Annotated in this window: 19 protein-coding genes; 6 read left to right on the top strand and 13 right to left on the bottom strand. The window is 64.9% G+C overall.

Features of this window, described 5'->3' with window-relative positions:
* Positions 1 to 5: 5 nt before the first annotated feature.
* From G3N59_RS10095 to G3N59_RS10085, 3 genes are read right to left on the bottom strand one after another with little or no spacing between them, the layout of a single operon-like run.
* Positions 6 to 1154: a thiolase family protein gene (locus tag G3N59_RS10095; protein ID WP_205982440.1), complete on the bottom strand. Its 1149-nt coding sequence runs from the start codon at positions 1152 to 1154 to the stop codon at positions 6 to 8.
* On the bottom strand, positions 1154 to 1558 hold the full coding sequence (locus G3N59_RS10090; RefSeq protein WP_241023329.1) for an OB-fold domain-containing protein: 405 nt from the start codon (positions 1556 to 1558) through the stop codon (positions 1154 to 1156). Before G3N59_RS10090 ends, G3N59_RS10095 begins: the two co-directional genes overlap by 1 nt.
* A 38-nt stretch (positions 1559 to 1596) precedes the next feature.
* Entirely contained in the window at positions 1597 to 2796 is a 1200-nt protein-coding gene (locus G3N59_RS10085) for an acetyl-CoA C-acetyltransferase (protein ID WP_205982439.1), read from the bottom strand.
* A 156-nt stretch (positions 2797 to 2952) separates the two neighbouring features.
* Between G3N59_RS10085 and G3N59_RS10080 the strand changes: the two genes are divergently transcribed.
* Complete coding sequence (locus tag G3N59_RS10080; RefSeq protein WP_205982438.1) at positions 2953 to 3783, top strand: enoyl-CoA hydratase-related protein; 831 nt, start codon at positions 2953 to 2955, stop codon at positions 3781 to 3783.
* A gap of 20 nt (positions 3784 to 3803) precedes the next feature.
* On the opposite strand, the gene G3N59_RS10075 is transcribed toward G3N59_RS10080, so the two are convergent.
* From G3N59_RS10075 to G3N59_RS10065, 3 genes are all read right to left on the bottom strand, one after another.
* Positions 3804 to 6662, bottom strand: coding sequence for a LuxR C-terminal-related transcriptional regulator (locus G3N59_RS10075; RefSeq protein WP_241023328.1), 2859 nt, complete (start codon positions 6660 to 6662; stop codon positions 3804 to 3806).
* A 209-nt stretch (positions 6663 to 6871) separates the two neighbouring features.
* Positions 6872 to 7816, bottom strand: a complete 945-nt coding sequence (locus G3N59_RS10070; RefSeq protein ID WP_205982437.1) for an FAD-binding protein — start codon at positions 7814 to 7816, stop codon at positions 6872 to 6874.
* Positions 7817 to 7826: 10 nt separating this feature from the next.
* Positions 7827 to 8576, bottom strand: a complete 750-nt coding sequence (locus G3N59_RS10065; protein WP_205982436.1) for an electron transfer flavoprotein subunit beta/FixA family protein — start codon at positions 8574 to 8576, stop codon at positions 7827 to 7829.
* Positions 8577 to 8839: 263 nt separating this feature from the next.
* On the opposite strand from G3N59_RS10065, the gene G3N59_RS10060 reads away from it, so the two are divergent.
* Positions 8840 to 9163 (top strand): FxLYD domain-containing protein, encoded by a 324-nt coding sequence (locus G3N59_RS10060; RefSeq protein WP_205982435.1) that lies wholly within the window; start codon positions 8840 to 8842, stop codon positions 9161 to 9163.
* A gap of 28 nt (positions 9164 to 9191) precedes the next feature.
* Here the strand turns inward: G3N59_RS10060 and G3N59_RS10055 are convergent, their stop codons facing one another.
* A complete protein-coding gene (locus G3N59_RS10055) occupies positions 9192 to 10091 on the bottom strand; it encodes a LysR family transcriptional regulator (RefSeq protein WP_205982434.1) in 900 nt (299 codons plus the stop codon).
* Between the two features lie 106 nt (positions 10092 to 10197).
* Here G3N59_RS10055 and G3N59_RS10050 point away from each other — a divergent pair, with 106 nt between their 5' ends.
* A complete protein-coding gene (locus tag G3N59_RS10050) occupies positions 10198 to 11790 on the top strand; it encodes an MFS transporter (RefSeq protein WP_205982433.1) in 1593 nt (530 codons plus the stop codon).
* A 108-nt stretch (positions 11791 to 11898) separates the two neighbouring features.
* Here G3N59_RS10050 and G3N59_RS10045 read toward each other — a convergent pair whose 3' ends face one another.
* Positions 11899 to 13056 (bottom strand): porin, encoded by a 1158-nt coding sequence (locus G3N59_RS10045; RefSeq protein ID WP_205982432.1) that lies wholly within the window; start codon positions 13054 to 13056, stop codon positions 11899 to 11901.
* Between the two features lie 660 nt (positions 13057 to 13716).
* Here G3N59_RS10045 and G3N59_RS10040 point away from each other — a divergent pair.
* The gene (locus G3N59_RS10040; RefSeq protein ID WP_205982431.1) at positions 13717 to 14775 is read left to right on the top strand and encodes an asparaginase; all 1059 of its coding nucleotides are present in this window, start codon (positions 13717 to 13719) and stop codon (positions 14773 to 14775) included.
* 21 nt (positions 14776 to 14796) lie between these two features.
* On the opposite strand, the gene G3N59_RS10035 is transcribed toward G3N59_RS10040, so the two are convergent.
* Entirely contained in the window at positions 14797 to 17067 is a 2271-nt protein-coding gene (locus tag G3N59_RS10035) for an amylo-alpha-1,6-glucosidase (protein WP_205982430.1), read from the bottom strand.
* A gap of 277 nt (positions 17068 to 17344) precedes the next feature.
* Complete coding sequence (gltA, locus tag G3N59_RS10030; protein WP_205982429.1) at positions 17345 to 18646, bottom strand: citrate synthase; 1302 nt, start codon at positions 18644 to 18646, stop codon at positions 17345 to 17347.
* A gap of 394 nt (positions 18647 to 19040) precedes the next feature.
* Between gltA and G3N59_RS10025 the strand changes: the two genes are divergently transcribed.
* Positions 19041 to 19442 carry a hypothetical protein gene (locus G3N59_RS10025; protein ID WP_205982428.1) on the top strand — a complete coding sequence of 134 codons (402 nt, stop codon included), beginning with the start codon at positions 19041 to 19043 and terminating at the stop codon, positions 19440 to 19442.
* Between the two features lie 221 nt (positions 19443 to 19663).
* Here the strand turns inward: G3N59_RS10025 and G3N59_RS10020 are convergent, their stop codons facing one another.
* From G3N59_RS10020 to G3N59_RS10010, 3 genes are all read right to left on the bottom strand, one after another.
* On the bottom strand, positions 19664 to 20452 hold the full coding sequence (locus G3N59_RS10020) for an alpha/beta hydrolase (protein ID WP_205982427.1): 789 nt from the start codon (positions 20450 to 20452) through the stop codon (positions 19664 to 19666).
* Positions 20453 to 20737: 285 nt separating this feature from the next.
* Positions 20738 to 21823: a rod shape-determining protein gene (locus G3N59_RS10015; RefSeq protein ID WP_205982426.1), complete on the bottom strand. Its 1086-nt coding sequence runs from the start codon at positions 21821 to 21823 to the stop codon at positions 20738 to 20740.
* A 376-nt stretch (positions 21824 to 22199) separates the two neighbouring features.
* Positions 22200 to 22844 carry a dienelactone hydrolase family protein gene (locus G3N59_RS10010; RefSeq protein WP_205982425.1) on the bottom strand — a complete coding sequence of 215 codons (645 nt, stop codon included), beginning with the start codon at positions 22842 to 22844 and terminating at the stop codon, positions 22200 to 22202.
* A 295-nt stretch (positions 22845 to 23139) separates the two neighbouring features.
* Here G3N59_RS10010 and G3N59_RS10005 point away from each other — a divergent pair, with 295 nt between their 5' ends.
* Positions 23140 to 24729, top strand: a complete 1590-nt coding sequence (locus G3N59_RS10005) for a DHA2 family efflux MFS transporter permease subunit (protein WP_205982424.1) — start codon at positions 23140 to 23142, stop codon at positions 24727 to 24729.
* The last annotated feature ends 9 nt before the right edge of the window (positions 24730 to 24738 follow it).

Raw genomic sequence — 24738 nt, 5'->3', positions numbered from 1 at the left:
TACTTTCAGTGGCCGAGAATGTGCACGGCGGAAGCCGCGTGATCGACACCCGCGATGCCGCCGCCCGTGCATTGCGTGAGCGCGAGCGAAGCATGCGGAATCTGCCGGTCGCCCGCACGCCCTTCGAGTTGCCACACCGCCTCGACCATTTGCGCCACGCCGGTCGCGCCCAGCGGATGGCCCTTCGCCAGCAGGCCGCCGCTTGGATTCACGGGCACGCGTCCGCCCAGCGCGGTCGCGCCCGAGCGCAGCAGCACATGCGCCTCGCCGCGCTCGCACAGGCCTAGCGCGTTGTAGTAGATGAGTTCGGCGATCGTGAAAGCGTCGTGCAGTTCGACCATGTCGAGATCGGCGGGCTTGACGTCGGCCTGGCGATAGGCCAGATCCGCGGCGCGCGCGGTGATTTCGGCGGCGAGAATGTCTTCGGTGCCCACTTCCTGCCTGCCCGACTGCACGACGGAAGCCAGCACGCGCACCGGCTTCGCGCGCTGCTGCGGACGCCGCGTAGTGAGCACGAGCGCGGCCGCACCATCCACAGCCGAAGGACAGCACTGCAGCAGCGTGAGCGGATCGAACACCATGCGCGAGTTCATCACATCGTCGACGGTGACTTCGCTGCGTGTCTGCGCATACGGATTGAGCGCACCGTGGCGACGGTTCTTCACCGCGACTTCGGCCAGCGCCTCGGGATCGACGCCGAATTCGTGCAGATAGCGCGTGGCACGCATCGCATAGACCGAAGGCAGCGTGAGGCCCGCGCGCGCGTACATCTGCGTCATGTAGTCGTTGCGTTGCAGCGGCAGCGCGCCGCCGCCCATCGTCGTGAGTTGTTCCGCGCCGAGCACGACTACCGTATCGTAGACGCCTGCCGCCAGCGCATGGCAGGCCAGATGCACACCGGTTGCGCCGCTCGCGCAGGCGTTTTCGACGTTGTAGATCGCCGGCCCGGTCACGCCGATGTCGCGCAGCAGCACCTGACCGAGCACCATGCCGCCGAACACGTTGGCCGCGTAAAAAGCCTGCACCGCTTGCGCTTCGATGCCGGCATCGGCGAGCGCGCCTTGCACCGCGCGCTGCGCGAGATCCTGCATCGAGCCTTCGTAGCGGCCGAACGGCGTCATTGCGACGCCTGCAATATAGATGGGCGTCTTCATCAACGTGGTTCCTTGTTTTGCAGCGCGAAAGCGTAGACGGTGCCTTCTTCGGTATCGATCAGGCAGGGGGCGAGCGCGTCGCCGATCGCCGGGCGCTGGCCTTGCGGATACAGCAATCGCCCGAAAATGCGCACGCCTTCCGGGTAATCGGCGTAACCGAGCGCCACGGGCGGCTTGCCGGTTTTAGGACTCGGATGCATGACGGTGTAGCTGTAGAGCGTCGGCATGCCATGCAGGTCGACCGTTTCCGTGCGCGTGCGTTGCGGAGAAGTCTGCGGCAAGGGCGGGAAAAACAGCTCGTCGCGGCCTTCATGGCGATAAGCCTGCAAAACGACGCGGCCTTCGCTCACGCGCCACGGATCGTTACTGGCGCAGGGCATGTCGCCGTGACTCTTTGAATTCATATGCAATCCTGATTGAACATGCTGACGGAATTTATCAATCAAACGCGCTCGAACACAGCCGCCAGCCCCTGCCCGCCGCCGATACACATCGTTTCGAGCCCATAACGCGCACCGCGACGCGCCATTTCGTGCAGCATCGTCGTCATGATGCGCACGCCCGTGGCGCCAATGGGATGGCCCAGCGAGATTCCCGAGCCGTTGACGTTCACGCGTTCGTCGCCTTCCATGCGCCATTCGCGTAGACAAGCGAGCACCTGAACCGCGAACGCTTCGTTGATTTCGACGAGATCCATCTCGGCGAGTGTCAGGCCGATGCGTGGCAACAGACGCGCCACCGCCGGCACCGGGCCGATCCCCATCCGCAGCGGATCGCAGCCCGAAGCCGCCCAGCCGACGAAACGCCCCATCGGCTGTGCGCCGTGCTTTGCAAGCCAGGCCTCGGAAACCACCAGGCAAGCGGACGCCGCGTCGTTCTGCTGGCAGGCGTTGCCCGCCGTGACCGTGCCGTCGCGCAGCAGCGCGGGCAGCTTCGCCATGACGTCGAGACTCGCGTCTTCGCGAATGCCTTCGTCGCGGGCGAACAGCACCGTTTCGCCCTTGCGTTGCGGCACGGGCACCGGCACGACTTCGGCTTCGAAACGGCCACTTTTCCAGGCATCGGCCGCGCGTTGATGGCTGCGCGCCGCGTAGAGATCGCTTTGCGCACGCGTGATGCCGTAGTCGCGCGCGAGGTTTTCGGCAGTTTCCGCCGCGCCGCCCGCCATCACGCCGTACCGGCTGACCGGCTGCGAATTCACGCGGCCACGGTCGAGACGGTCGTGCAGCGCCACGTCGCCCAGCCGCGCGCCCCAACGCATGCGCGTGCTGTAGTACTCGATATTGCTCATGCTTTCGACGCCCGCGACCAGCACGCAATCGGCCGCGCCCGTCTGGATCTGCATGGCCGCATCGATCACGGCCTGCAGGCCCGAACCGCAGCGGCGATCCACCGCGTAGCCCGAAACATGTTCCGGCAGCCCCGCCAGCGACGCCGCATAACGGCCGATGCAAGGCGCCTCGCTCGACTGGTACGACTGCGCGACGATCACCTCATCGACGGATTCGGCCGGCGCGCCCGAACGCTGCAAGACCGCACGCAGGACGTGCGCGGCGAGATCGGCGGCCGAAAGCGGCGTGAGCGAGCCGCCAAACTTGCCGACCGGCGTGCGGAGCGGGGAAACGATATAAGCGTGAGCCATGACGGGTCCGGGAAAAGCGCGGCAGACGGCGGCGCGATGGGGACCAGTAGACCAGTGCGGCAGATGCAGGAAGCCACCGCGCATGGGGGGGTTAGCGGGGCCACGCCTGTCAGATTCTTGGAGGTGTCATTCACACCCTTCACGGAGACGACCACCATGCCCGCATCCCTGCGCAACTTGCGCCACGCCACGCTCAACATCGAGGACGGCATCGCCGAATTCACCCATCAGCGGCCCGAAGCCCGCAACGCGCTTTCGATGGAACTGCGCGACGATTACGCCGATCTCCTCGACACCGTGGAGCGCGATCGCAGCATCCGCGTGCTGATCGTGACAGGCTCGGGCGGCAGCTTCTGCGCGGGCGGCGATCTGAAGTCGATGACCGGCGCGCGCGAGCGGCCGGAAACGGGCGCGCCCGAGGCGATCCGGCGTCGCGTGCTGCAGGCGCACGGCTGGATGCAGCGCTTGCGCAATCTCGAACTGCCCGTGATTGCGGCGGTGGACGGCGCGGCGGTGGGCGCCGGCTTTTCGCTCGCGCTGGCCGCCGATTTCGTGCTGGCTTCGTCGCGCGCGTTCTTCTGCATGTCGTTCGCGAAAGTCGGCCTCGTGCCCGATCTGGGCGCGGCCTGGCTGCTGCCGCGCGTGATCGGCATGTCGGCGGCGAAAGAACTCGTGCTGACGGCGCGCAAACTGGGCGCGGAAGAGGCGCAGCAGCTTGGCATCGTGCACGCGATCCACGCGCCCGAAACGCTCGCCGACGATGCACGCGCTTTCGCCCAGCGCTTTGTCGCGGCGCCGCGCGAAGCGTTGGGGCTCGGCAAGCGCCTGCTCAACCAGAGCTTTGAAACACCGTATGCTTCGCTCGCGGAACTGGAATGCGCGGCGCAAGCGGTGGCGTCGAGCGTGCCGTTCCACGCCCAGGCAATCGAAGCCTTTCTTGAAGGCCGCCCGCCGTTGTACGACTGGGAGCGGCAGCCGCGCGCCTGAGCAAGCGCCTTTGAAGAGCCTTAGACGGCAGGTGCCTCGCCTTCGTGCGGGGCCCATTCGAGGTCGCGCATGCGTTCGACGGCCTCGTCGCGCCCGCTCACGCCGAGCTTGCCGTAGATATTGGTCAGATGCCACTTCACGGTTTCGGGCGACAGGCCCAGCGTGCGCGCGATTTTCTTCGTGCTGAGCGCTTCGGCCAGCAGTTTCACCACGTCTATTTCGCGCTCGCTCAAAGCTTTCATGCCGATGGGCGCCGCGCGACGGCGCGCGCTTGCCGCGCCATTGCCGCCTGCTTCGGCGGCTTCCGCGCGCGGCGGACGTGCGGACTGAAGCCGCTCGACGTAAAACGCCAGCACCGGATCGAGCGGCGCTTCCCGCGCCACTTCGCCGATCAGATCGAGCGCCGATGCATCGGCGTCCAGCAGGCTGCGCAACAGCCCCAGCCGATGCCCAAGGCGCAGCGCTTCCAGCACGTTGGCCCGCGCCGGCGCGGCACGGCCAAGTCGCCGGTCGACCACGGCGCGCTGCAAACGCAGCGTCGCAACCAGACCGAGACGGCCGCGCGCTTCGCACCAGGCAATCAACGCATCGAGTTGCAAGGCGGCCGGTTCGAGATCGCCGGTAGCGATCAGAAAGCGCACGGTTGCCGTGCGCTGCGCGAAACGCAATCCATTGAACGTGGCCGCTGCATCGTCTTGCGCAGCGCCGTCGTCGAGTGCCTGCAGGCGTTGCAGGCAGGCCTGCGCCGTATTGATCTCGCCCAGCGCGAGACGGCGGAACACCTGCGTGGCCAGGCTCACGCCCAGCACGCGCGGCAAACCCGTCGCCACGCCGATTTCCTCGAGCCGTTCGAGCCACGCAAACGCATCGAGCCGATGTCCCGCCGCCCAGCGCGCGCCCGAGAGCACCAACAGCCCGCGCAGCACGACATCCGATACTGCCACGCGCTCCAGCACGTCGACGCGCCGCTCCAGCAATTCGCGCGCTTCCTCGTTCTGGTTCTGCTCGTAGAGCACTTCGCTGAGCAACGCCGCCGCCACGCAGGCGGGCTGATTGCACGCGCGGCCGTGGCGTTCGGCTTCGCGCAGCACGGCGCGGTAGATGCGTTCGGCCTGATTCATCTGGCCTTCCATCGCATAGCTCAGGCCGACGAAACAGCGCCCCATCAAGGCGCCCGCGCCCGTGCCGAGCAAGGGCGCGCCGGCGTTGCCGGTATCTGCGGCGGTCGGCAACTGAATATCGCGGGCCTGCTCATATTCGCCGCGCTGCATGTGGATCCACGAGACGATGTTGTTGCGTCCCGCAATCGAGACGCGATCCGCGGCGGGCGGCGGGTCGAGCAGCTTCGGCAGCAGCGCGATTGCCGCGGCGGCGTTGTCGCGCTGGATCGCGAGCGCGGCGCGCAGCACCAGCACGGTGAAACGATCGGCGGCGGCGTTGGCGGGCAGATCGGCGTCGAGCGCGTTCAGACTCGCGGTGCAGGCGTCCCATTCGAAATGGAACAGTTGCTGGCGCGCCATCCAGATGCGCAGCGTCAGGCTCGACTGCACCTGCGCAAGCGGCAACTGCCGCACCAGCGCGGCCAGCGTGCGCATCTGCCCGTTCACGAACAGCGACTGCGCGAACTGCTCGATCAGCGCCGCTGCACGCGCGGCCTCGCCGGCCTTGAGCGTGTGATGCACCGCCTCGCCCAGATGACCGTGCTCCAGAAACCATTGCCGCGCACACGCATGCACCTCGCGCTGCGCGCCATCGCTCCAGCTTTCGAACCGTTCGAGCAAGGTCTGCTGCAACAGCGGATGCAGCCGATACCAGGTCTCCTGCCCGGTCTGATTGAGCGGCGTGATAAAGAGATTGTCGTTTTCGAGGCGCTCCAGCAGCGCCAGTGTGCCGGGCGCATCGGGCACGTCGCGCGCGAGCAGCGCGGTACACAGCGATGCACAAAAACGATCGCACGCCGCCGCGCGCGTGAGCAGATTCAGTTCGGCGGGCGCGAGCTTCGACAACACCTCGCGTTCGAAGAACAGCGCGAACGTGCGCGCGTCGCGCACCTGTTCCTGAATCGCCATATCGACGGCGCCCGCCGTAGCCGCGCGGCGCTTCTTTTTCAGGCTCAGCGAAAAAAGTTGCAGACCCGACACCCAGCCATCGGTCAATTCATTGAGACGCCGCGCGCTCGCGACATCGACATCGCCCAGTTGCGCTTTCAGGAAACCTTCCGCTTCGTCGGCGGAGAGTTTCAGGTCGCTCATATTGAGTTCGAGCGTCATGTCCTGGGCGCGCAGGCGATCCATCGAAAGCGGAATCGGGCCGCGCGACGCGAACGCCAGATGCAGATTTGGCGGCGCGTAATCGAGCAGCCATTGCAGCGCTTCGAGAATGCGCGGCTCGGTGACGTGATGCAGATCGTCGAGTGCGATGACCAGTTCGCGCCGATGGCTCACGATACCGCGCACGAGCGCGATCACCGTGCGCTCGACGCCGTCCTGATCCATGCCGAAATCTTCGAGCAGCATGGCTTCGCGCGAGATCGCCGGATCGACGCGCGCCACGCTCGATAGCAGATAGTCGAGCCAGACGCCGGGATCGTTGTCGTCTTCGTCGAGCGAGAGCCAGGCGACGTCGTAGCCGAGCGGCGCGAGCGCCCGGCACCAGGCCGACAAAGAAGTGGTTTTGCCGTAGCCCGCAGGACTTTGCAGAACGAAACAACGGCGCTTGCGCTCCGCAAGCAGGCGCGCGATCAGCGCGTCGCGCGCGAGCGTGCGCTTGTTGCTGCGCGGCACCGCCAGCTTGCTGCTGACGAGCGGTTTGAGCGTGGCCGCGCCTGCGTGATCGCACGCGCTTGCGCCATGGTCGGACAGAGTGGAATCGTGCTTCATGAAGTGCGACGGCGTAAACATCGATCTTCTGGATACTACACTTCGCTGCGCGCAGTGACTCTGGTGGCGTACCCTGGTCACAGGACATTTTGTCGCCGGACACCGGTCGCCTAACACGATCTCAAAAAGCAAAAACGCAAAAAGACAGAGACTGCGGGCAGTCTCTGTCAAACATCGTTTCCGATGAAACCTGCGTTAAAACACCACGTTTACAGCGCTGCGACGAGTTCAGGCACCGCTTCGAAAAGATCGGCCTCGAGACCGAAATCGGCCACACCGAAAATAGGTGCTTCGGCATCCTTATTGATTGCGACGATCACCTTCGAATCCTTCATGCCGGCAAGGTGCTGGATCGCGCCGGAAATGCCGCACGCGAAATACACCTGCGGCGCGACGATCTTGCCGGTCTGCCCCACTTGCCAGTCGTTGGGCGCAAACCCGGCGTCGACGGCGGCGCGGCTCGCACCCAGCGCAGCGCCGAGTTTATCGGCCAAAGGCGTTAGCACGGCGTTGAATTTATCGCTGCTGCCCAGTGCCCGCCCGCCGCTGACGACAATGCGCGCATCGGCCAGTTCGGGGCGCTCGTTCTTCGTCACGACCCGCTCGACGAAGGCGCTCAAGCCGTTATCCGCGACCGGCGCGATGCTTTCGATCGCAGCCGCACCGCCTTGCGCCGAAGCGGCATCGAAGCCCGTCATGCGAACCGTGATGACTTGCACCGCTTGCGCGCTTTGCACCGTTTGAATGGCGTTGCCCGCGTAGATCGGGCGCTCGAATGTATCCGCGCTCACCACGCGCGTGATTTCGGAGATCTGCGCGACATCGAGTTGCGCGGCCACGCGCGGCGCGACGTTCTTGCCGGTGCTCGTCGCTGCAAAAAGGATGTGGCCGTAGTCAGGCGCGCTGGCCAGCACCTGTGCGGCGAGATTTTCTGCCAGCGAATCCGCCAGCGCCGCGCCATCGGCGTGCAGCACCTTCGCGACGCCCGCGATGCGCGCCGCCGCTTGCGCCGCGCCCGCAGCGTGATGACCGGCCACCAGCACATGCACTTCGGCGCCGCATTGCACCGCGGCCGTGACCACATTGAGCGTCGCCGATTTAATCGAAACGTGATCGTGTTCCGCCACGACCAGCACTGTTTTACCCGCAGTCATTTGCCTGTCCTCAGATCACTTTCGCTTCGTTTTTCAGCTTCGCCACCAGCGTGGCGACATCGGGCACCTTGATGCCTGCCGCGCGTGCTGCGGGTTCGGCGGTGTTCAGCGTGGCCAGACGCGGCGTCACGTCCACGCCAAGCTGCGCGGGCGTGGTCGTGTCGAGCGGCTTTTTCTTCGCCTTCATGATGTTGGGCAGCGTCGCGTAGCGCGGCTCGTTCAGCCGCAGATCGGTGGTGACGATCGCCGGCAGCGCGATCTGCACCGTTTCCAGCCCGCCGTCGATCTCGCGCGTGACGCGCGCCTTGCCATCGACGATGTCGAGCTTGCTTGCAAACGTGGCCTGCGGGCGTCCAGCCAGCGCCGCCAGCATTTGCCCGGTCTGGTTGCAGTCATCGTCGATGGCCTGTTTGCCGAGCAGCACCAGTTGCGGCGCTTCCTTGTCCATCAGCGCCTTGAGCAGCTTCGCAACGGCCAGCGGTTCGAGCGCCGTTTCCGTTTCGATCAGCACGCCGCGGTCCGCGCCGATCGCCATCGCCGTGCGCAGCGTTTCCTGGCAGGCCGCCGGGCCGCACGACACGGCGACCACTTCGCTGACCACGCCCTGCTCCTTCAACCTCATCGCTTCTTCCACGGCGATTTCGTCGAACGGATTGAGGCTCATCTTGACGTTCGCGAGATCGACGCCCGAGCCGTCGGCCTTGACGCGCACTTTCACGTTGGCGTCCACCACGCGCTTGATTGCTACCAACACCTTCATGTCTTCCTCCAGATCATTGCGATCGATGCCGCCATGCCGACAACCATAAGGTGCGGCGCGCGCATTGCACCCACCCGGAAGCGGTGGGCGGTCCTGCTCGCGGCATCGGGAGAGATAAAGGGCGCGATCGTGCGGTCTGACTCGGGCTAAGCGCAGCGCGCAATGGCCGTCAGGCCAGGCGATTTATCGGAATTTCCTCATATTTCGGCGGCGCGCTGTGCGCTTCAATTGAGCGGCCTTTCAACCAGATGGGAGAAATCGTCATGAAGAAAACGCTCATCGCAGCGGCACTCGCGATCGCCTCGCTTGCCGCGCATGCGCAAGGTTCACTGGAATTGAGCGAGCTGCGCGGCGTCGTCGACCCCGGCGGCATCACGGGCTATATCAGCGGCATCGCCACCAACACGTCCGGCGCGCGCATCGATCACGCCACCATCACGATCAATCTGCTCAACGCGCAAGGCGAGATTCTGGGCACGACATCGGCGAGCGGTTCCGGCCTTGCGCCGGGCCAGCACTGGCGCTTTCGCGCGCCCACTTCGATGCCTTACGACGTTTCGGTCGTGGCAATGGTGAAAGCGTCCTGAGCGAGCCGCGATCCACCGGCGCCGCCCGTCATGATCCGGCGCCCTTTATCGTCCCCGAGCGCGCCACGAGCCGCAGAAACGCCCGCACCGCAGGCGCGCGTTCATGCTTGCGGTACACGAGCGCGAGTTCGGAAGTGATCGGCTTGCCGGCGATCGGCCGGTACACGATGCCCGGCAAGGTCACGCAACCGGCCAGCGCGTCTGGAATCACGCCCACCCAGCCGTTCACCGACACGCACGCGAGCACCGCCAGCAAGCCGCCCGGGCGCGCCGCAATGCGCGGCACGAAGCGCCCGCGCCGCGCCAGTTCCATCGTGCCGAATTCCTGTTCCGGCACGGCAAAACTGGCTTCGGCGAGATCGGCGGCGCGCAGCGTCTCGCATTCGGCGTAGCTCGATCCGGCTGGCACCGCCGCCACGAAGGCATCGCGCTGCAGCGTGAACATGCGCAGGGAATCCGGCAGCGCGAGCGGCGGGCGCACATAGGCGATGTCGAGCAAGCCGGTTTCCAGACGGCGGCCCACATCGTCCATGGCGATTTCGGTCACGCTCACTTCCACGCGCGGCCAGGCGGCGCGGAATTCGCCGATCGAGCGCTGCAACGCGCCCGAATACACCGCCGACGACACATAACCCGCCACGATGCGCCCCGCCTCGCCGCGCGCGGCCAGCGCCGCCATTTCCTCGCCGCGCTGCAGATGCTCCAGCGCTGCCGCCGCTTCGGGCAGATAGGCTTCGCCCGCCGCCGTCAGCGTGACCGCCGTGCGCGAGCGGTGAAACAGGCGCGTGCCCAGATGCCGCTCGGCCTCCTGGATATGGCGCGTGAGCGCGGGCGGCGCCATGTCCAGCTCCTCGGCGGCGCGTGCGAAATGCAGATGGCGCGCCACGCTCAGGAACGCTCGCAGGTGGCGCAGTTCGATACGGCTCATGATTGTTAATTTTGCGAAGCAAATCGCTATTTTATGGCAATGACTGCTAAGCGTCGATGATGCGACGATGCGTTCGGATCTTTCGCTCATCTGCCCGCCCACTTTCATGTCCGACACTGCCGTTTCCAGCGCGCCCGCCGATACCGCATCAATCGACGCAACCCCCGCCAGCGCGACCAGCGCTACCAGATTTTCCGAGCGCCATCCGTACATCACGCTCACGGTCGCCTCCGCCACTTGCGCCTTGATCGTGCTCGACACCAATGTGGTCGCGGTTTCGCTGCCCTCGATCGCGCACTCCTTTCACGCGAGCTTCGCGCAGATCGAGTGGGTCGTGAGCGCCTACATGACCGCGTTCGCGGCCTGCCTGCTGCCGGCGGGCGCGCTGGCCGACCGATTCGGGCGCCGCCGCACGCTGCTCGGCGGTCTCGTGCTGTTCGCGCTCGCCTCGCTGGCCTGCGGCGCTGCGCCCACCGCCAGCGCGTTGATCGCCGCGCGCGCCGTGAAAGGCGTCGGCGCGGCACTGCTGCTCACCGCCGCGCTTTCCGTGATCGCGCACCGCTTTGCCCACAGACCGGCGCGCGAGCGCGCATGGGCGATCTGGGGCATGTGCATGGGCATCGCCACGACGCTTGCGCCATGGATCGGGGGCGCCATCACGCAATGGGCGGGCTGGCGCTGGATTTTTCTGATGAATCCGCCGATCTGCCTCGCGCTCGGCATCGGCGCATGGCTGGCAATCGACGAATCGCGCGATCCGCACGCCAGACGCCTCGACGCGCCGGGCAGCCTGCTGTTCGCCGCCGCGCTCGCCTGCGGCGTGTGGGCCTTGATCGGCATTCCCGCGCATGGCTGGGATTCGGCAGCCACGCTTGGGCGCGTCGCTGCGAGCGCCGTGCTGATGGGCGCGTTTATCTGCGCCGAACGCGTGCAGGACCGGCCGATGGTCGATCTCGCGCTATTTGGCCGCGCGCGCTTTGTCGGCGCCTTGCTGGCGATGTTCGGCTATGCGGCCTGCGCGCAGGTCATGATGACCTTCCTGCCGCTCTATCTGCAGATTGCGTTCGGCTTTTCCGCGCTGGCTGCGGGGCTCGGCATGCTGCCGTTCGCCGTGGCGATGATCGTCGGGCCGACGCTGGGCGCCGCGCTCTCGCGCCGGATCGCAACGGGCGGCGTGCTAAGCGTGGGACTCGCGCTGATCGGCGCAGGCAATCTGGCGACGGCCGCCTGCGCCGCGAGCGGTCACTACGCCTATGTGGCGCTGGCGATGCTCGTGACCGGCACCGGCGCGGGCATCATGAATGGCGATACGCAAAAAGCCATCATGGCTTGCGTGCCGCCGCAGCGAACCGGCATGGCGTCGGGTATCAGCACGACGACGCGTTTTGCGGCCATCGTCACTTCGGTCGGCGTATTGGGCGCGGTGCTCGCGGCGCGCACGCATGGCGCGCTTGCGCATCTCGTGGCCGCATCGCCTGCCGCCGCGCGTGCCGTCGACGCGCATTTCATGGCAAGCCTGCTTGCAGGCGATCTCGCCGATACACTGCGCACGCTCGACGCATCCGTCGTTCAGGTGCTTGCAAAAGCCGCCCCGCTTGCATTCGCGCAGGGTTTTGCGTGGGCCTTGCTGCTGAGCGCCGGTTTCGCGCTCAGCGCTGCCGCTGCGGTCAAACTGCTCATGCGCACCAACGAAGCTTGATACTTCGTTGTACGCGCAACCAAAACAAAACGGGCCCGCTAAAAAAAGCGGGCCCGTTTTTCAGTCGGCCATCACGCGCGGTAGAACCCCACCGCGCGATTCAGGCGATCAGAATGCGTGACGCATGCCGACCGTGACCGCCACCTGCGTGTCCGTCGACGACGGCGACAGCGTGTTGATCATCGCGTGCGACAGGACCGAACCTTCCGGCGCGCCGTGAACGTTCTGGTACACGCCTTCCAGGTAGAAGTCGGTGCGCTTGCTGATCGCGTAGTCCGTCTGGATCATGCCCGTGTTCCAGCCCGGGTTCGAGCCGTTGTACGCGCCGTGCGTGTACGTGTAGGCGCCCGAAACCGACCATGCCGGCGTGATCGCGTACTTGATGTTCGCTTCGTAGTTGTCCAGACGCAGCGAGCCCGCGAGCGAGCCTGCCGACGAATCGCCGCTGCCCAGGTACGTGCCCGTGCCGAACGAGAACACGCCCGACGCGTTGTCGATCTGCGAGTGGCTCCACACGAGGCCGGCCGTGACCGGGCCGTACGTGTAGTTACCGCCCACCGACCAGACACGCTGGCGTTGTGCGATGAAGTTCGCGCTGGTGTCGCCCGACGTCACTGCGCCGCTGCTGGTGCCTGCGCTGTTCAGTTGCAGGTAGCCTGCTGCGAGGTTCAGCGGGCCTTGTGCGTACGACACAGCGAAGCCATACGAGCGGTTGTTCGCGAAGTTGGTCTGGTTGCTGAACGAGTACATCGTCTCGAACGTCACGCCGTACCACGTCGGGCTTGCGTACTTGACCGAGTTGTTGATGACGACCGAGTTAGCTGCGAGGTTGTCGTTCTCGAACGGGTGCGCTGCGAGGCTGCCGCCCCACGTGTTGAATTCAGCCGTGAGCGGGCCCACGAGGTCGTTCATCACGTCGAACTGGCGGCCGAACGTCACCGTGCCGTATTGATCCGTCTGCAGACCGACCCATGCCTGCGAGCCAAACATGTCGCCCGAGAATGCCTGCGCGCCGTTGTTCAGGATAAAGCCCTGCTCGAGCTTGAAGATCGCCTTCAGGCCGCCGCCGAGGTCTTCCGTACCCTTGAGGCCGAACACCGTGTTCTGCGTGGAGCTGCTATTCAGTTGCCAGTTGCTGTGGCCCATCTGGTTGTTCGTGTAGACGAGACCGGTATCGATGAGGCCGTACAGCGTGACACTGCTTTGCGCGTGAGCGGAAACTGCGAACGCGCCGGTCAGTGCGAGGGCGATTAGCGATTTTTTCATGTTTTATGGCTCCGAGTTTGGGCGTTAATTCATTGAATCGAATGCGCTTTCCACGTGACACATGCCGCTGCGCAAACCTCATTGGCAGATCGATGCGAATGAGGCTTCAATTGCGCAACACCCCGATAATGACGAGCGATTATTGCGGACAATGCAATGGCCGCGCCGGCTTGCAGGGACACAAAAAAGCAGGCTTGCACGTACGCTCGTGGCGTCGTGCCGCGTGGCAGGAAATACGATCACGCGAATCATAAGGCTTCGAAAATAAAAATTGCGTCGAAATTGAATTGGCGTTGCGCCAAAAGAACACCCCACTATGAAGTACACAAAAGACTGTGCTTGGTGGGTCCCGAATAAGCATTGAGGCAATCGTCCGGCAGCGCTTATGCAGTGCAATAGCGCCCCAAAAAAGCGCATAAAAACACTAAATCGGCGATTCAGACTGCGACGTAAAGCAAATGAAATGTTTAGAACCGGAAAATTGAATTCGCATCGATTTTGATGGTTGTGAACATCCGCATCGATCAATGAACGTTCAATGAATATTCAATTGGGAATTCGAATGAGGAATAGCGTCACGCAATAACGTTAGAATTCGCGGTATCAGAATCGCCCGGCACGCAAGCGACATTCGATCCGCCAGGCTCACGGAGACCCACCATGACCACCGATTTTTCGCAGACCGCTGCCGTTGTGTATCGCGGCGGTATCGTCGAGAGTACGCATCGCGCGCATATTGCCGTGGTCGATGCGAGCGGCCAGATGCTGCAGGCCTTCAACGATCCGCATCGGCTCACGCTCGTGCGCTCGGCGGCCAAGCCCGCGCAGGCGCTGGCCGTGATCGAAACCGGCGCGCTGGAACGTTTTGGTTTCGACGATGGCGATCTCGCGCTCATGTGCGGGTCGAACAGCAGCGAGCCGCGCCATATCGAACGTACGCGCAGCATGCTGGCCAAAGTGGGCGTGAACGAAGACGCCATGCGTTGCGGCGGCCACGCGCCGCTATCGGACGCGGTCTGGCGCGACTGGATCAAACGCGGTTTCGAGCCCACGCCGGCGTGCAGCAACTGCTCGGGCAAGCACGCGGGCATGCTCGCGGCGGCGAGCGCGATGGGCGCGCCCGTCGAGGATTACCATGCGGCCGGTCACCCGCTGCAATTGCGCGTAAAACAGACGGTCGCCTCCGTCTGCGATCTGCCCGACGACGGCGTGCAATGGGGTATCGACGGCTGCAATCTGCCAACTCCAGCCTTCCCGCTCGACCGCCTCGCGCGGCTTTACGCGAAGCTCGCGCAGGCCGCCGATACGGCTACGAATACCCAAACGCAGGACGCACGCACGCAAGCGCTCGCGCGCATCTATCGCGCGATGACGACCCACCCGGAGATGGTCGCGGGCGAACAGCGCTTCTGCACGACGCTGATGCGCGCGTTTGGCGGCGATCTGGTCGGCAAGGTGGGCGCGGATGGGAGTTACGCGATTGGCGTGCGGCGCGGCGCGTTGCCGGGCGCCACGCGCGCGATCGGCATTGCGGTCAAGGTGGAGGACGGCAATGTCGGCGCGCTCTATGCGATCGTCGTGGCCGTGCTCAGGCAACTGGGCATCGGCACGACGGCACAGCTGGACGCGTTGCGCGCCTTCGACCAGCCGCGCATCCGCAATACGAAGGGCGTGGAAACCGGCGGCATGGACGTGCGCGGCGACCTGATCAAACGCTGATCGCCGCGCGTCGCGGATGCGTTAGAGCACCGCGACCACCTTCACGTCGCTGCGATCCGCCGATGCCACGACCTTGCCGTCCACGCGACGGAACGTGAGCGTCACGGCCGCATTGCCCACGCGCAAGTGCCCCACTTCGAGCCAGTCGATGCCTTCGGGCAGCATCGGCTGCTCGACGCGTACTTCGTGACGCGAGGCGTCGATGCTCACGCCCAGACACGCCTCCAGCATCATGAACGGCGAACCCGCCGCCCACGCCTGCGGCAGACACGCGACCGGATACGCCGTAGGCGGCTCGCCACGGCGGCGCGGGAAGCCGCAGAACAGCTCGGGCAAACGCATATCGAAGGTCACCGCCGCTTCGAACAGCGCCTGCAACAGGCGCACCGCGGCTTCCTTGCGTCCATAGCGCGCGAGACCGCGCGCGCACAACGCGTTATCGTGCGGCCAGACCGATCCGTTGTGATACGCCATCGGATTGAAACGCGCCTGGCCCGCCGCCAGCGTGCGCACGCCCCAGCCCGTGTGGAACAGCGCGGATTCGAGCGTCTCCGCCACGGCGCGCCCGCGCTCGTACTCCGGCAGACCGAACGCCAGCAGATGCCCCGCATTCGATGCGAGCACACGGCACAACTCGCCGTGCCCATCGAGCGCGATGCCGTAGAAGTCCGACTCCGGCATCCAGTAGCGATCCTCGACACAGCGACGAATCTTCGCCGCGCGGCCCGCGTAACGCGCCGCCTCCTCCACCAGACCGCGATGCGTGGCGAACTTCGACATCGTTTCGAACGCCGCGCTCGCATAGGCCTGCACTTCGACCAGCGCAATCGGCCCATCGGGGAAGCGGCCATCGGCGTGGAATACGGAATCGTGGCTGTCTTTCCAGCCCTGATTCGCAAGCCCGCCTTCCGATTCGCGCCGATAATCGAGCAAGCCGAGTTTGTTGCGCTCGCACACACCTGCCACCCACGCGGCGGCGCGCTCCAGCGCGGGCCAGAGCTCGTCGATCAGCGCCATGTCGCCGGTGCGCTCCGCGTAGGCGCCCGCCAGCACGACAAACAGCGGCGTGGAATCCACCCCGCCGTAATAGAGCGCGAACGGCACTTCGCCGGTGGCCGCCATTTCGCTCTTGCGCATCTCGTGCATGATCTTGCCGACCGCCGCATCGCGGAACGCCGAATCCTCCTGCGCCTGATGCGCCGCGAGAAAGCGCAGCACGCCGCGCGCGAGCGCCGGTTGCAGCCACAGCGTCTGCAGCGAAGTGATGATGGCGTCGCGGCCGAACGGCGTGGAGAACCACGGAATGCCCGCGTACGGATACGGACCGGTCGGCAGATCGGTGGTCAGCAGGCCGAGATCGGCGATCGAGCGGTTGATCCACGCATTGAAGAGCGGATTGCTCGAACGCACGCGCGCAGTCTGGCGGCGCCGCTCACGCATGACGATGTGCGCATCGACGAGCGCGGCGCGCACGGCCGCGCGGCCCACGCTCTGCCCGTTCGAATCGGCGAGACAATGGTGCGGCTTGATGATGCCCGCGCTGGGCGTATTCGGCGCGACGCCTTCGAGCGCTTCGAGCTCGATCGACACGGTCAGATAAAGCGAGACGCAGGCCTGCGCGGGCAGTTCGACGGAAAAGTCGGCGCGATCGGCGAGCAGTTTGCTAGGCGTCGGCGAGAATTCGATGCGCACGCGCCGCGCCACTTTATCGAGGCCGATATATTCGAGCCGCACGGTATTGCCTTCGATGCGCGGCGCTTTCAGTTCGCCGCGCACTTCGCGCTTGAGGCCGCGCACTTCGAACATGTCGCGAAAGTCGCTCGCGAACGACACCGAAAGCGGCACGACCGCGTCTTCGGTGCCGTAATTCGTGAGCTCGATCGCTTCGGTCATCATCGTGCCCGAGAGCACGCGCTCGCGTTCGACGTGAATCACGCCTTCGGGCGTGCTCGTGCCGCCGAGCGGCGGCAAGGGACGATTGGTGAGATGCGCGGTGAACGCGGTGTTGTCGCTGCTCACGCTGCCCGAGAGCAGCGAAGGCACGCGCCCGCCGAAGGTCAGACGCAGCGACGACAGCACGCGCGTGTCGTTGACGAACAGACCGTCGTCGATACCGGTGATATCGCCGAGCGGATCATTGACGATGAAGGTGTCGCCCGACTTCAGCACATGCTGGTCGGCGCTTGCGACTTCGGGCGTTTCGGGCGCGATGAATGCGCCATCGGGAGATTGATCGGGATGATCCACGCCGCTTGAGCGCGTGACGCCGCCGAGTGTTTCAGGATCTTGCATTGAACGCCTCCTCTCTAACCACTGCCTGATCAGACCATCAAGGTGCTTCGTCCGAACGATTGTAGTGGCTATGCGGCGGTTCGCGCGAATACCTGGCAATCAGCGGCCAGACGCTGGGGCAAACATCGAGAGCGCTTCGGAAAAAATTACGGGCGCCGGCACGGTAAAACGTGCGGGCGCCCGTCGATCGCTGCACGGCGGCTTGTGGCCACCGTGCGCGCGGCACAACGTTATGCGTCGATGCGCGGCATGGCGATCATCGCTTTGACGATATCGATTAGCGTTGCGAGATGGGCTTCGCTTCGCGCGGCGTGTTGCCGATAAAGAGCTGGCGCGGACGGCCGATCTTCTGTTCCGGGTCGCCGATCATTTCGTTCCATTGCGCGATCCAGCCCACCGTACGCGCCATCGCGAAGATGCAGGTGAACATGGCCGTGGGGATGCCCAGCGCGCGCTGCACGATGCCCGAGTAGAAGTCGACGTTCGGGTACAGCTTGCGCGAGACAAAGTATTCGTCTTCCAGAGCGATCTTTTCGAGCGCCATCGCCAGCTTGAACAGCGGATCGTCGTGCAGGCCCAGTTCGTTGAGCACTTCGTGGCACGTTTCGCGCATCAGCTTCGCACGCGGATCGTAGTTCTTGTAGACGCGGTGACCGAAGCCCATCAACTTCACGCCCGAGTTCTTGTCCTTCACCTGCTTGATGAACTCGGGGATGTTCTCCACCGAGCCAATTTCTTCCAGCATGTTCAGTGCGGCTTCGTTCGCACCGCCGTGCGCCGGGCCCCACAGACAGGCGATACCGGCCGCGATACACGCGAACGGGTTCGCACCCGACGAACCTGCCAGACGGACCGTCGAGGTCGAGGCATTCTGTTCGTGGTCTGCGTGCAGGATCAGGATACGGTCGAGCGCGCGCACCAGCACGTCGTTGACCTTGTACTCTTCGGTCGGGTTCGAGAACATCATCTGCATGAAGTTCGCGCTGTACGAGAGGTCGTTACGCGGATACACGAAAGGTTGGCCAACCGTGTACTTGTACGCCATCGCCACCAGCGTCGGCAGCTTGGCGATCATGCGGATCGCCGAGACTTCACGATGCTTCGGATCGTTGATGTCGAGCGAGTCGTGATAGAACGCCGACAGCGCGCCAACCGCGGCAACCAGAATCGCCATCGGGTGCGCGTCGCGACGGAAGCCGCGGAAGAAGAAGTGCATCTGCTCGTGAACCATCGTGTGGTTCGTGACCATCGCAACGAATTCGTCCTTCTGCGCTTGCGTGGGCAGCTCGCCCTTGAGCAGCAGGTAGCAGCTTTCGAGGAAGTCGGCGTTTTGCGCGAGGTTGTCGATCGGGTAGCCGCGATAGAGCAGCTCGCCCTTGTCGCCGTCGATATAGGTGATCGCCGAGTTGCACGCCGCCGTGGACATGAAGCCCGGGTCATACGTGAACATGCCGGTCTGGCCGTACAGCTTGCGGATGTCGATCACGTCCGGGCCTTGCGTGCCCTTGTAGACCGGCAGTTCGACGCCTTCGGCGTGACCGGGGATCGTGAGTGTGGCGTGTGTCTTCGAATCGATCATTGTCCTGTCCTTGCATTGCATTGAATTGCGTTACTTCGCAGGACGCAGCGCGCTCGGCACCCGGTTCCCCGGGCGATTCTGCGGCATTTCCACAGACCGACTCCGCTGCGACCACTTGCCGCATTTTACGCCGCGCCGCACCATCGATTCATAGCGATACTGGCAACAATGCCTCTTCGGATCAACAACATTGAATGCTTGCAGCTTCCTTAATCCCGATTTGTGCAACAATATTTTGCCTGTGCAGCGCAACATTCACGCTCCGTATCTGCGATACTGCGTCACATGTCATTGACTTCCCCTGTCAGGCATGCATCTTTGGCCCGCCTTCCTTCTGGCGGGCCTTTTTTACTTAGGCCACACGCGCTGTACGCAAAACGTAAGGAAAGAACAGATGAACATCTCGATCGACACCCTGTTCGCTGAAGACGAACTTGCAGAGGGCGCCGTCGTCACGGCTCTCAATCACCAGGACATCGTCGTCGCGCTTTCGGCGGCCCTCGCCCCCGAACGTGTCGCCGTGCTCCACATGCTCTACCCGCGCACCGACGCGCGCACGCACCACAGCCTCGACGCGCTGGTTGCCGCGCTGCACGGTCACGGCCTGCACCAGGTCGCGCGCCTCGTCTCGCAGGAAGCGCACTACCTCGTGTTCAAGGACCCGGTGAAGGCATGGAAGGCCTTCCACGAAATCCGCAACGACTCGCTCGCCATCGGCGTGCACCTGTACTACGCAGGCCTCGTTGGCGAAGCCGCCGAAAACAAGCTCGACGCGCACGCACACGGCCGCGACTAAGCGGTTCGACGAACCCGCACGCTCGCCCGGCTGACCGCGCCGCTCCGCTCTTGCGGCGGCGCTTCGGCCAGCCGGGTCGACTGCCTGTTTTACGGTGTTTTTGCGCGATTTGCGCGTGATTTTCTCGTGCGCCAATTAGTTCGGATTGCTACGTTTTATCATTGAAACGATAGCGGCCGCTCTACGCGGCCGCCGTCCGTTTCAGCGCTTGCTTCGGCGAATCAGCGGCCGTGGCCGCTCGCGAAGTGGTCGATCAGATCGTTGAACGCGCCCGGACGTGCGAGGTTCATGCCGTGCGAAGCGCCCTCCACCGTCGCGCGGCGCGCGTCCGGCATCCACTCTTCGAGTGCAGCGGCGGCGCGCTGGAACATCACCGGGCTCAATTCGCCGTCGATCAGCAGCACGGGGCACGTGACCTCGGCGGCTTCTTCGCGCGTGTACGCGGCAAGCGGATCGAGGAACTGCGGCCCCAGCGTGTGCGCATTGTCGATCGCCATGCGGCGGAACGACTGCGTGCTCTTGGCCCAGAAGCCCGGACGGCTCACCGAATCGACGAACAATTCGAGCCCCGCATCGACCTCGCCCGAGTCGATCAGCTGCACGGCGCGGGCGCGCAGCGCATTGACCGTCTCCGGCAGCTTGGCAAGGCTCTGGCCCGGCTGCTGCACGGGGCCGCCCGGATCGGCGAGCGTGAGCGAATGCAGATGCTGCGGATAGCGGCGCGCGAAGTGATACGCAACCGAGCCGCCGCGCGAATGGCCGATCACGTGCGCCGGCCCGGCGCCGAAGGCGTCGATAAACTGCGCGATCTCGTCGGCGTGGCGGCTCCAGCTAAACGGCTGGCCGCCGGCGGCTGCGGCAGGCGCGGGCCAGTATTGCGTGAGGCTCACGGAGACGCAGCGATAGTGCTCGCCCAGGCCCGCAAGCTGCGGCTGCCAGTAGCGATAGTCACAAAGCGACCCGTGGATGAACAGGAGCAAATCGCCCTTGCCGGTTTCGACATATGGCATGGGCTGCCCGCCGGGCAGTTCGACGAACGACCCGGGAGCGGGGAATACGGCTTGATTCACGGCTGGATGATCTACTGACGAATGCTGAACAATGCTGATGAACCAGCGGCACGAAAAAACCTGCGCCGCCTCACGTCATTAAGCGTAATAGAGAAACGAAAGGGGACGTATTGTCGCACGAGCGCGGCCTGGCCGCCTGGGGCGGCTTAGGATTGGTCCTCGGTCGGCCCTCGGTTGCGCTTTCAGAGGGCGTCGGGCGGCAAGCGCAAACCGGCGTTGGACGCGTCAGTCGTAAGCGCAGAAAGCCGGCTGATCCGCCACCACGGCGCCCGCGGCGGCCGCGCCTGCACCGCGCACGGCGCAGGTCAGCGGCGCTTCGGCCACCCGCACCGGCACGCCCAGCTCGGCCGCGAAACACTGGTCGAGGCGCCCCAGCAGCGCGCCGCCGCCGGTCAGCACGATGCCGCTATCGGCGATATCGGTGACGAGTTCGGGCGGCGCGGATTCGAAAACCTGACGCACCACGGCGATCACCTGACGCAGCGGCAGTGCCAGCGCATCGGCGATATCTTCGCTCGTGATCTCGACGGTACGCGGCAGGCCGTCTTCCAGGCTGCGGCCCGTCGCGCGCAGACGCTCGATGGGTTCGCCGCGCAGCGCGCTGCCGATGGTCGTTTTGAGGTGCTCGGCGGTCTGCTCGCCCAGAATCACGCCATAGAGATTGCGCACGTGCTCGATGATGGCGCGGTCGAACTGGTCGCCGCCCACGCGGATCGAGCCGCCGCACGCCACGCTGCCCAGCGCGATCACGCCCACTTCGGTCGTGCCGCCGCCGATATCGACCACCATCGAACCGGTCGCCGACGCCACCGGCAGGCCCGCGCCCAGCGCCGAAGCCAGCGATTCGTCGATCAGGTTCACGCTGGCCGCCCCCGAAGCAAAGGCCGCCTCGCGGATCGCGCGGCGCTCCACGCGCGTAGCGTCGCCCGGCACGCAGACCGTGAACGCCGAACGGCGCGCCAGCATGCGGCGCGGCCGCGCCATCGCGACGAAGCGGCGCATCATGTGCTCGGCCGCGTCGAAGTTGGCGATCACGCCATGCGAAAGCGGCTTCACCGTTTCGAGATTTTGCGGCGCACGCCCGAGGAGCGCTTTGGCTTCCACGCCGACAGCCGCGACGCCCGCGTCACTGCCTTTGCGGCGGCTCGTGCCGCGATCGAAACAGACGACCGACGGCTGGTCGAGGACGATGCCGCCCTCTGCCGTGTAGATCAGCGTATTGGCCGTACCCAGGTCGACCGCCACCGCGTTGTGCGCGGTGTGGCGGGACAGCTTGTGCAGAAATGATGATTGCCGCGTGGCTCGGGCCATGTCGTCTTCGTGTGTGGGTCGCGCGTGCGGACACGCGCATTCCCGGAATTCCAACCCGGCACTGCTCGCTCAATCAATCGTCTGAATAAGGAAACCTTCAGACGTTAACAATCAAACGGTAACAATCAGAAATAATCAGCTGAACTATTCAATCCCCGATTGAATCATTCGGCTGAAGATTGCGCGTAAAGCGCCGGGCGCATGGGGCCTGAACGGCCCACTGGCTCTGTTTACGGCATAAGCCGGGCGAGACTTTAACCGCAACAGAAATAACCGGGCAGCTTAAACGCGAAGTGTGGAAAAAATGCGTCAGGCCGCGAGCTTGTACGGCCTGACGTGATTGACACGCGTGTGCGGCGACGACGCGTTTAAGGTCTTAACCCAACACCCGCACCAGCGCATCGCGACCGAGCATCGCGCCCTGCGCCGTGATCGTGTGACCGACGCCCGGCAGCACGTAAGCGCCTACTGCGTAGCCCGCATCGCTGAATGCGGTCGCCGCGCGTTCGAGTTCCTGCACCGGAATCACGGTGTCCTCTTCGCCGTGCACGAGCGTGAGCGGCGTGCGGCTTTTCGCGATCACCGGCGTCGAGAGGCGACCGGCAAAAGCGACCACTGCTGCCACGCCTTCCGGCTGCGTCGCCACGTGATAGAGCGACATGATCGAGCCTTGCGAGAAGCCGACCAGCGCGAGCTTGTCGGTTCCGAGGCCCCAATGCGCGAGTTCATCGGCGAGACGCTTTTGCAGGATCGGCGCGGCGGCGGCCACGCGCGCACCGCGATTCGCTTCGTTGACGTCGCGCAGGCTGAACCACTGCCGTCCGCCGAAACCGCCGTCGAACGGCTCGCTGCCATCGAGCGACGCAAAGGCGACGCCGGGCAGCGCATCGCGCCAGGCATCGGCGAGCGGCATCAGATCGCGTGCGTTGCTGCCTACGCCATGCAGCAGCACGACTAGCGCGCGCGCCGCGCCTTCGGCCGGCGCAAGCCGCCAGCCACCATCGAATTGTTCCCAGCTCATTCTGAAATCCCCTGTGGGCGTGTGACTGACCGAAGCGCGGCAATCGGGCGAGCCCTGACCGTCAGGCATCGCGCTTGCGCCGCCGCGCCAGACGCAAGGATACGCTGGCGTTCCAGAATGCGTCGCCGCGCCCACCGGGCGAAAGGCAAACGAAAGCAGAAGTCCCTGCGTCACGTGGGGATGCTTTTCGGTGCTTCGATGGCATCGCGCGAATGCGGTTATCCTTGCCGCAAATCCGGGCCGCAGCACGCGGGCCTTCCCAGCTTTGCAGCACCGAATCACGCGGAGAACAAGCTTGAACCAGCCTGCCGCCTCGGCCACGCCGCCCTCGCCACCCGCTCCGCCCGCGCCACCGCCGCCACTGGAAGGCGGCCGGCTGATCCTCGCAACCGTCGCCGTGGCGCTCGCGACTTTCATGAACGTGCTCGATACCTCGATCGCCAACGTCGCGATTCCCACCATCTCGGGCGATCTGGGCGTCTCCGTCGACGAAGGCACCTGGGTCATCACCGTGTTCGCCGCCGCGAATGCCGTCTCGATTCCCCTCACCGGCTGGCTCACGCAGCGCTTCGGCCAGGTGCGCCTGTTCGTGGCGTCGATCTTTTCGTTCGTGATCGCCTCGTGGCTGTGCGGCGTAGCGCCCAGCCTGCCCTTCCTGCTGGTCGCGCGCGTGCTCCAAGGCGCGGTGGCCGGCCCGCTGATTCCGCTTTCACAGGCCATCCTGCTCGGCTCCTGGCCGAAGGACAAATCGGCCACGGCGCTTGCGTTCTGGGCCATGACCACGACCGTCGGGCCGATTGCGGGCCCGGCGCTGGGCGGCTGGATCACCGACAGCTACAACTGGTCGTGGATCTTCTACATCAATATTCCGGTCGGACTGTTCGCCGGCCTCATCACCTGGAATATCTACCGGAACCGCGAATCGGCCACGCGCAAACCGCCTATCGATATCGTCGGGCTGGGTTTGCTGATCGCCTGGGTCGCCTCGCTGCAGATCCTGCTCGATAAGGGCAAGGATCTCGACTGGTTCAACTCGCCGTTGATCGTCGGGCTGGGCGTGGTCGCGCTGATCAGCTTCGCGTTCTTCCTCGTCTGGGAATTGACCGAGGCGAATCCGATCGTCGATCTACGGCTATTCGGCCAGCGCAATTTTCTGGGCGGGACGATTGCGATTTCGGTGGCGTATGGCGTGTTCTTCGGCAATCTGGTGCTGCTGCCGCAATGGATGCAGGAGTATCTGAACTATCGCTCGGTGGATGCCGGTCTCGTGACCGCGCCGCTCGGCATTTTCGCCGTGATTCTCGCGCCGGTCGTGGGCCGCATCCTGCCGCGCTCGGACGCGCGCGTGATCGCCACCTGCGCGTTCGTGCTGTTCTCGGTCGTGTTCTTCATGCGCTCGAATTACGTGATCGAGATCGACACGTTCCATCTCGTGCTGCCCACGTTGCTGCAGGGCATTCCGATGGCGCTGTTCTTCGTGCCGCTCACCGCGATCATTCTCGCTGGCCAGCCGCCCGGCAAGATGCCGGCCGCAGCGGGTCTGTCGAACTTCGTGCGCGTGTTTTGCGGCGCAGTGGGCACCTCGATCTCGACGAATGCGTGGAATAACCGCACGGTGCTGCACCACGAACGCCTGACCGAGCAGGCCTCGATCGACAACCCGCTGTTCCGCCAGTCGATCGAGAATACGCAGACGCTGCTGCATCTGAGCGAGCCTTCGGCGCGCGCGCTGTTCGATTTCCAGTTGACGACGCAGGCCGCGATGATGGGCCTGAACGACATCTTCTATGTCTCGGCGATTATCTTTCTCGCCATCATCCCGCTGATCTGGGTGACGAAATCGACGCGCGGCGGCGGCGGTGGCGGCGCAGCGGGCGCGCACTGAGCGCCTCGC

The organism is Paraburkholderia sp. Ac-20340 (assembly GCF_017104965.1).
Lineage (GTDB): Bacteria > Pseudomonadota > Gammaproteobacteria > Burkholderiales > Burkholderiaceae > Paraburkholderia.
The sequence above is the reverse complement of the archived record's forward strand: the minus strand, read 5'-3'. Positions and strand labels throughout refer to the sequence as shown.